Below are 8,561 nucleotides of genomic sequence, written 5' to 3'. Positions count from 1 at the left end.
ACCCCTGCATCATACCAAGAGGGCTTTTTTCTTTCAAGTCCCCGAAAACCTTTCTAACAGGAATGCTCCTTACATTTTGGCTAAGCGATGTAAGGAGGGTTTTTTCTTTTAAACTAGTCATCGTAATATCCAAGCAATCGAGAAATTTCTTCTCCTGCTCGACAAACGTATTCTACAAAACGCGGAATAGCAGCAGGAGTAATCCGCTGATTTGGGCCGACCACACTGACAGCAGCAACGACATCTCCCGAATAATCACGAATCGGGGCGGCAATGCTTGTTACTCCTTCATGCAGCTCGTCAATGCAGACTGCGTAGCCTTTATTGCGGATATCTGCTAAGTTGTTGCGAAATTGATCGGGATCGGTAATGGAATTAGGGCCACACTTTGGCAATCCTTGGCTAATCACATAATCGGTCATTTCTTTTGTTTGAAAAGCTAAAATTACTTTTCCGGAGCTCGTGCAGGAACAAGGATTGTTTTTTCCGATATGGGATAATAAACGCACGGGATGTTTGCATTGAATTTTGTAAAGGTAAACGGTATTGGCTCCTTCTAATACAGATAGATGGGCAGCTTCCCCTAGATTGTGAGTGAGGGATTCTAATACAGGGATTGCTTCTCTGTAAATTTCTGTGTAGATATCAATAATGCCGCTTAAATTTAAAAGAGAAATTCCGAGACGATATTTACGTGTTTTTGGGTTTTTCTCGATAAAGCCTTCTTTTTCTAACGTTTTTATAAGACGGTGGACAGTAGTTTTATGTAAACCTAAGCGTATAGAAATATCCGTAATGCCTAATTCGGGAGTGTCTATTGAAAATAGCCGTAAAATTCGCAGTCCGTTTTTTACGGACGTCAGCATATATTCATAATTTTCCATATTTTCCCTCCTGTTTTCACATTTTTAGAGACAGCAATTTTGCCGTCTTAACGACTAGTTGTGCCAAATGAGGAACGGAGTTCTCATTGATTCGTTGTATAGGTCCGGCGATAGAAACAGAATAACGTACTTCGCCATTGCGATTCCAAATCGGTGCACTGATCGATGCAACACCTTCATGTAATTCTTCCATGCTGAGTGCATATCCTTGTTGTTTGATTCGAGAGAGTTTTTCAAGAAATTTCTGAGGTGAGGTAATCGTTTTGGATGTAAATGGAGTAAGTCCTTTTTTTATGACATTTTCGATGGCGTCTTTTGACTGGTAGGCAAGAATTGCTTGGCCGGAGCTAGTGCAGAAAGCTGGATTTCTCTTGCCAATGTAGGAAAGCAACCGAACAGGATGGTCACATTCTAGCTTGTTTAGATAAATAATATCGGTGTCCCATAAAGTAGCGATATGTGCGCTTTCTCCAGACAGGTTAACTAGTTCTTTTAAAAAAGGAAAAGCAATTTGACAAATAGAGAAACGGGAAAGGATAATTTTTTTCATCGCAAGCAATGAAGTTCCAAGAGAATAGAGATTAGTTTTAGGGTCTTTTTTGATAAATCCTTCGCTTTTTAAAGTTTGCAATAATCGATGGGTTGTACTTTTCCCGATATTCAATCTTTTGGAAATATCCGCGATACTTAATTCTGTTTCATCCATCGAAAAAAGATTTAATAATCGTAATGCGTTTTCTAAAGAGGAAAACGTCGTTCGTTCTTTATACTTCTCCATACCTTCGCTCCCTTCATTTTTATCGATTTTTTGTAATCGTTTTCATGCTGAATGATATTTATGAAATAATTTTGTTTTGTTTCGCATAGAAGAATAAGAAACTTTTATCCGGTACAACTATAATATAACATAATATTAGGAATGTTCTTAATATTAAAATGATGATTATATGAGAAAAGAAAGCAGAAAGGGGAGAGGAAATGGAAAATGGAGTTACCTTACAAGTACGAGAAACAGAGTTAGGGTTACGTGAATATCAACTGCAGAAGCTTAATGAACTGCTAGTGTTTGTATCGCAATTTAATGAATTTTATAAAGAAAAATTTCAACATATCTGTTTGCCGATCAGAACGATGGAAGATTTTCAGAAACTGCCGTTTACGACAAAAGAGGAATTAGTCGAGGATCAAAAAATGTATCCGCCATTTGGAAGAAACCATTGTTATCCAGAAACTAGTTATATTCGTTATCATCAGACATCTGGGACTTCGGGTAAACCCCTTAAAATTTTGGATACTGAAAGTAGCTGGAAATGGTGGAGAGATTGCTGGATGGAAGTATTGAAGTCAAGCGGAGTTACGAATCGGGATCGTGTTTTTCTTGCTTTCTCCTTTGGTCCGTTTATCGGTTTTTGGGCTGCTTATGAGGCAACAAAAGAGGCAGGAGCGCTTGTAATTACTGGCGGCGGACAGTCATCGAAAGAGAGATTGTACAGTATGATTGAAAATGAAGCTACTGTTCTACTATGTACACCTAGTTATGCATTGCATTTAGCGGAAGTAGCGGGGGAAATGGGAATCGACTTGCGCCATACAGCGGTTCGAACGATTATTACCGCAGGAGAACCTGGTGGATCAGTTTCTTCGACAAGAAAGCAAATAGAAAAATTGTGGGGAGCAATAGTGTATGACCACGTCGGGATGACGGAAATGGGGGCTTATGGATATTCCTGTTCTGAACAAAAAGGAATTCATGTCAATGAGGCTCAATTTTTAGTGGAGATTATTGATCCGCAAACACTGCAGCCAGTGAAAGAAGGAGAACGGGGAGAACTGGTGCTAACGAATTTCAGCCGCTACGGTTATCCGCTCATTCGTTACCGTACAAGGGATATGGTCATCCATTCTACTGTACAGTGTGCCTGTGGAAATCCATATAAATTTTTGCCTGGCGGTATTATCGGACGAGTAGATGATATGGTGATCATACGTGGAGTTAATATCTTCCCGTCATCCATTGAAGCAATTGTGCGGGAATTTGCAGAAATTAAGGAATTTCGCATCGTTTATTACACCCAAAATGAAATGGATCAAGTAAAGGTACAAGTAGAAACAGAAACGGATATTGAACCTTTATTGGCAGATCGCCTGCGGGAGCGAATCGGTATCCGAATAGAAGTGGAAAGAGTAGCGCCAGGTTCATTGCCTCGTTTTACTATGAAGTCCAAACGGGTTATTGATGAACGGGATTGTAAGAATCAAGTTGGTTGATGCAGTACGGTAAAGCAGTTAAAAAATCGAAAACGATTTCAAATTGGATAAGGGGGAATTTTACGTGAGTAAGGTGAAATCAGGTCGATACCCTGTTCTTGTTGTTGGTGCTGGACCGATTGGGTTAACAGCAGCCTTGGCGTTACGTCATCTTGGCCTTCCAGCTATCGTCATTGAAGCAGAACCAAAGGATCGGCTTCGTCCAGGTAGTAGAGCTATTTATTTTCATAAAGCGACATTACAACATTTGGAGGATATTTTTCCAGGATTAGGATATACATTTACAAAACATGGAGTTGTTTGGCCAGTCAAGCGGACATTATTCCGTGGAAAAGAAGTGTATGTAAAACGCTATCCATCTCCCGATCCGAAAGCGCTTCCTCCGTTTACGAGTTTGCCGCAAGTAGAAGCGGAAAAGTTTCTTTATCAAGCTTGTCTAGATGCAGGAGTCGAATTCATATGGGGAACGCCAGTCAAAGATGTTCGAGTGGATGAGCAAGGAGTAACCGTGATTACTGAATCGAATGAACAATGGCAGTGTGACTATGTCATTGCCGCCGATGGAGCTCGTTCTACTGTCCGACAGTCGGTTGGAATTGAAATGGAAGGGCCGCGTACAAAAGACTACTTTGTTGTTGTCGATGTGAGAGAAGATGAAACAGATCCGCTACCGCTTGAGCGCATCTTCCATTATCAGCACCCAGCAGTGGATGGACGAAATGTTTTATATGTTCCGTTTGCAGGGGGGTGGCGTATTGACCTGCAACTATTAGAAGGAGACGATCCAGAGGAGTTTGGAAGTGTAGAAGGGGTAAAGAAATGGTTGCCAAAAGTGATGCATCCTAAATATGCGGATCGTATTACATGGGTGTCGACATACCGGTTTTATCAAGTGGTAGCAAAATCATTTACCGATGCTCATTGTCGCGTTCTTCTTGCTGGTGAAGCGGCACATCTGTTTGCGCCGTTTGGAGCGCGTGGGATGAATTCTGGGGTACCGGATGCGATTGTTGCTGCAAAAGCTATCCATGTTGCTCTCCACGCTTTTACCGAAGAAGAAGCGAAAGAGGCTATTGCTGTTGCCGCAGAAGAACGCCGTATAGCCGCGCGGTACAATCGTGATTGTGCCGGGATAGCGTTAGAGCATATTCAAGGCAGCTCTCCGATGATGAATATGAAACGAGAAGTAGCTGCTTCTTTAGCGCCAATTTTGCCGCGCTTAGGCAAATGGCTGGATGAGGGGCCATATGGTCCAAAATCGGGCCCGCCTCAACTGTCGACAAAATATTAATTGAAAAATAAAGATTGGGTGAAACATATGGAGTATCAATTCAAGGTAAACTGGGGAGATACGGACGCTGCTGGCATTGTGTTTTATCCTAATTTTTATAAATGGATGGACCAAGCAACGCATCACTATTTTTCCAAATTGGGATTTTCCACTTGGAGGCTATTTCATGAAGATTATACAGGTGTACCAATTGTGGAAGCAAAATGTCGATTCCAATCTCCGCTCTTTTTTGAAGATGAGGTGTGTGTAAAGTCAGCGATCGTCGAATTGCGGGATAAGGTCTTCAAAATTCAGCATCAATTTTTCAAAGGAGAACAGATGATTGCCGAAGGCTATGAGATACGTGTTTGGGCGAACTTTAAAAATGGAAAGCCGAAAGCAGTGTCTATTCCGGATGAAATTCGAGAAAAAATGAAGAAAGCGTCGAGCGACAATATACAGGTATTAGGGTAAGGGGGAAGATTATGAAAATTATTAACTATCGACACGGAGAGATCGTTCGGGCAGGATGCATTGTCGGAGAAAACGTAGTGGATCTCAACAAGGCATATATTCAGTTATTGAAAGCAAAAGGCTATCCAAGAGCAGAACAACTGGCAGCGGCGTTAGTCCCATCCAACACAATAGAACTGATAGAAGGCGGCGAAAAGAGTTTTGAGGAAGCGTACAAAGCGGTTGATTTCGCCTTGGCCAATGGCATTGTCATCAACCGTTCGGATGTCAAAATCGAAGCGCCTATATTAAAGCCAAATAAAATCATTTGCGTAGGCCATAACTACCGGGAACACATTTTGGAAATGAAACGGGAATTGCCAGAGTATCCGGTTATTTTCGCAAAATTTAACAATACCATTATCGGTCCGGAAGATGATATTCCGCTTCCGCCGATTACGAAGCAGCTTGACTATGAAGCAGAATTTGCGTTTGTGATTGGAAAACGAGCGCGTAATGTATCACAGGCCGATGCGTTAGACTATGTGGCGGGATATACGATCGTAAATGACGTAACGGCAAGGGATTTGCAGCGCAGAACGCTGCAATGGCTGCAAGGCAAGACGCTGGATGGCAGTGCGCCTATGGGCCCGTGGCTGGTGACGAAAGATGAAATTCCTGATCCTCATTCGTTAGAGATTGTGTTGACGGTGAACGGGGAAGAACGGCAGCGTTCCAATACGAAAAATCTTGTATTTAATGTTCATTATCTTGTGGAATTTTTATCTCATATTATGACACTTGAACCTGGTGATGTTGTATGCACGGGAACTCCTGGTGGAGTCGGGGTGGCTCGGAACCCGCAAGTATTTTTGCAAGATGGGGATGTGGTGCGGATTGAAGTAGAGAAGATAGGAGTTCTTGAAAATCGTATTAAAGCAGTATCGAACGCCGTGGAGGTGGGACGGTAATGTCAAAAATTCAACAGTACCAAGAAGAAATGAATCAATCGATTGATGAAATTATCGAGAAAGCAAAAACATTGACAGAAGAGGTGATTCGTTGGAAACCATCCGCCGAGGAATGGTCTATTATGGAGATACTTTGTCATGTGGAAGAAGTGATTGGCTATTGGACAAGAGAGCTTGTCCGTGTCATTCAAGCGGGCGGTACAGAATGGGGAAGAGGTTTGCAAGATGAAGCAAGATTAGCAGCGGTCCGTCAGGCAGATCAACGAGCTGTTTCTGATGTCATCCAAGGAATCGAACAAGCAAGACAGTTTGCCAATGAACAATTTGCTTCGTTAAGTGACGCGGATTTAGCGTTAGAAGCGCCTCACCGCAATCCGAAATTTGGAATAAAACCGATGACTTTTTTAGTCGAACATTTTATCACGGAACATTTAGCAAACCACAATAAACAGATCGAAAGAAACTTAAAAAAATATGAGTCGCAACAAAAAGCGTAAGGAGGGGCGAAAAAATGGCAGAAGCCAATCCGTTTTTCCAAAGCAAGGAAGTAAAAGAGTTTACGAAAAAAATCGAACAGTATCATTTAGGGCCGCTATGGGAAGCGATTCCGGATTTAATGCATAAGGAGCCGACTCCAGAAGCGGTTCCATACTTATGGAAAGGAGAAACGATTCGGAAGTTGCTGTTAGAAGCGACACAAATTTTTACTCCCGAGCGCGGCGGCGAAAGAAGAGCCATTTACCTGCAAAATCCAGGATTAAAGCACCGCCAGCCATGGGGATGGGCCTCGACAACCAATACATTGTACGCTGCCGTACAGCTTATTTTGCCGGGGGAAACGGCACCTTCTCATCGGCATACCCAAAGTGCGATGCGCTTCATTACCAACGGTAAAGGAGCTTATTCGATAGTACAAGGGGAACGGTTATTTATGGAAGAAGGGGATTTCTTAATTACTCCGGGAGGGTTATGGCATGGCCATAGCCATCCGGGAGATGGGCCAATGTTTTGGATGGATTGTCTGGATATTCCGTTTATTTATGCGACAGGCGGCACGTTCTTTGAACCTTATCCAGATGGCATTGAACCTCCGTCGTTGCCGGATGATTACTCGGCGCGGAAATATCGGGGCGGAATGGTTCGGCCAATCAGCGACCGTAAAGCAAAAGTAGCGCCGTTAGGGCTATATAAATGGAAACAAACAGAAGCTGCGTTGACAGGATTAAGCGATTTTGAACCAGATCCTTATGATGGCATTGCCGTAGAATATATCAATCCATCGACAGGACATACAGCAAATCCAAATATTGCGGCTTGGATGCAGAAGCTGCCGGCAGGCTATCATTCCAAAGCCCATCGCCATACGTATTCGGCTATTTACCACGTATTTAAAGGAGAAGGGTATACCGTCATTAACGGCGTCCGCTTTGACTGGACGAAAGGAGATTATTTCGTGATTCCAAACTGGGCTTGGCATGAGCATGTTAATACTTCGAATGAGGAAGCGCTATTATTCTGCGCAAATGATTTGCCGATTATGGAGAAGCTTGGTTTGCAACGGGAAGAGGAATATCCGAACAATAATGGATATCAACAGGTTGTTAGTGAGTTTAAACCGGAGGTAGGCGTTGTGTAAATCAATCTCCCCTGTGATCTTTTCTATGATTACAGGGGGGATGGTAGTTTTTATATTGATGGGGATAAAGAGGGTTTGGTAACGATGGCGGAAAAAATATATGTCAATCATCTTATTGATGAGCAGTCTTTGCATCGTTTTCATATACTTTTGCTGAGTCAGCACCTTTCCTTGCGCAGTAATTTTCTAGTATTTGCTGTTCCTTGTATTATTTCTGCTTTAGCTATTTCTTTCGTTCAGGAAAAATATAGTCAGCGTATTATTATGGATAATAATGGAAAAATTATACGTTCGTTTTCTTAAAAAATATTTTTAACGAGATAAAAGGATTCTAGACAAAATAAAAAAGAAGAGAAAGGACAACGAAAAATCATTTGAAAGCGCTATCGATTCAATAGATGGGAGGAGAAAGGAAATGGCTGCATTCCCGAATACAAATACGATAACGAAAGATGTACTCTGTCTAAACGATGAACGGGTGGATCGGTTGCTTCAACGTTTATCAAGAGTAAATTGGTTGTCATCGTTTGCAGAAAAAAATGATGAGCAAGTAGAACAAGCAATTAAAGAATTTGCTCATTTCTTCGGTCTAAAACATTGTGAAATAAAGTGGATAGCGGAAGAAGAGCTTCCTTCGTTTTTAGAAGAAATGAAGTTGGAATACAACGATGTATGGCCGCAATTGCAGCAGGTACCAGAGAAAATAAAGCACCAAGCGGAACAAGCAGGCAGGTTGGATGCGTTGCTCACTCTCGCGGATGAGGTGCCGGCACTGATTTTTCACCATTGTTTTGACAAGTTATTTGCCGCGTTGGGACGATATGGATCTTCTGTGGTGACAACAGCGGTATGTTATATGATGTATATCGGCGGGATGGCATGCGCATGGGAGCTAGTTTCTGATATTGAAGGCTGGGAAACAAATCCATTTCTTTCCTTAATTGCTGTGCTGGAACATGGACACTGGCCTCTAGGATTAATTGGAAATCAGTTTTATGTTATATAATTAAGGAGCATTCCTGTTAGAAAGGTTTTCGGGGACTTGAAAGAAAAAAGCCCTCTTGGTATGATGCAGGGGT

10 protein-coding genes are annotated in these 8,561 nt (G+C 42.1%); 8 read left to right on the top strand and 2 right to left on the bottom strand.

What is annotated here, in order from left to right; all coding sequences use genetic code 11:
• Window positions 1–113: 113 nt before the first annotated feature.
• Window positions 114–884, bottom strand: coding sequence for an IclR family transcriptional regulator (locus DCC82_RS16005; protein ID WP_108430498.1), 771 nt, complete (start codon window positions 882–884; stop codon window positions 114–116).
• Window positions 885–900: 16 nt separating this feature from the next.
• Window positions 901–1,662 (bottom strand): IclR family transcriptional regulator, encoded by a 762-nt coding sequence (locus DCC82_RS16000; protein WP_108430497.1) that lies wholly within the window; start codon window positions 1,660–1,662, stop codon window positions 901–903.
• A gap of 200 nt (window positions 1,663–1,862) precedes the next feature.
• Between DCC82_RS16000 and DCC82_RS15995 the strand changes: the two genes are divergently transcribed.
• From DCC82_RS15995 to DCC82_RS15960, 8 genes are all read left to right on the top strand, one after another.
• Window positions 1,863–3,152: a phenylacetate--CoA ligase family protein gene (locus tag DCC82_RS15995; RefSeq protein WP_062755227.1), complete on the top strand. Its 1,290-nt coding sequence runs from the start codon at window positions 1,863–1,865 to the stop codon at window positions 3,150–3,152.
• 64 nt (window positions 3,153–3,216) lie between these two features.
• Window positions 3,217–4,443 carry an FAD-dependent monooxygenase gene (locus DCC82_RS15990; protein ID WP_187252167.1) on the top strand — a complete coding sequence of 409 codons (1,227 nt, stop codon included), beginning with the start codon at window positions 3,217–3,219 and terminating at the stop codon, window positions 4,441–4,443.
• A 27-nt stretch (window positions 4,444–4,470) separates the two neighbouring features.
• Window positions 4,471–4,896, top strand: coding sequence for an acyl-CoA thioesterase (locus DCC82_RS15985; RefSeq protein WP_108430496.1), 426 nt, complete (start codon window positions 4,471–4,473; stop codon window positions 4,894–4,896).
• An 11-nt stretch (window positions 4,897–4,907) separates the two neighbouring features.
• Window positions 4,908–5,846, top strand: coding sequence for a fumarylacetoacetate hydrolase family protein (locus tag DCC82_RS15980; RefSeq protein WP_108430495.1), 939 nt, complete (start codon window positions 4,908–4,910; stop codon window positions 5,844–5,846).
• Window positions 5,846–6,343: a DinB family protein gene (locus tag DCC82_RS15975; protein ID WP_108430494.1), complete on the top strand. Its 498-nt coding sequence runs from the start codon at window positions 5,846–5,848 to the stop codon at window positions 6,341–6,343. The genes DCC82_RS15980 and DCC82_RS15975 overlap by 1 nt, the downstream gene beginning before the upstream one ends.
• A 14-nt stretch (window positions 6,344–6,357) precedes the next feature.
• Window positions 6,358–7,482, top strand: a complete 1,125-nt coding sequence (locus tag DCC82_RS15970; protein ID WP_062755236.1) for a cupin domain-containing protein — start codon at window positions 6,358–6,360, stop codon at window positions 7,480–7,482.
• A gap of 84 nt (window positions 7,483–7,566) precedes the next feature.
• Window positions 7,567–7,785 carry a hypothetical protein gene (locus DCC82_RS15965; RefSeq protein ID WP_062755238.1) on the top strand — a complete coding sequence of 73 codons (219 nt, stop codon included), beginning with the start codon at window positions 7,567–7,569 and terminating at the stop codon, window positions 7,783–7,785.
• Between the two features lie 112 nt (window positions 7,786–7,897).
• Window positions 7,898–8,488 (top strand): hypothetical protein, encoded by a 591-nt coding sequence (locus DCC82_RS15960; RefSeq protein ID WP_062755240.1) that lies wholly within the window; start codon window positions 7,898–7,900, stop codon window positions 8,486–8,488.
• Window positions 8,489–8,561: the final 73 nt, after the last annotated feature.

The sequence above is a fragment of the Geobacillus sp. LYN3 genome (assembly GCF_003064505.1).
Taxonomy (GTDB): domain Bacteria; phylum Bacillota; class Bacilli; order Bacillales; family Anoxybacillaceae; genus Parageobacillus_B; species Parageobacillus_B toebii.
This window is presented reverse-complemented; position numbering and strand designations above follow the sequence as displayed.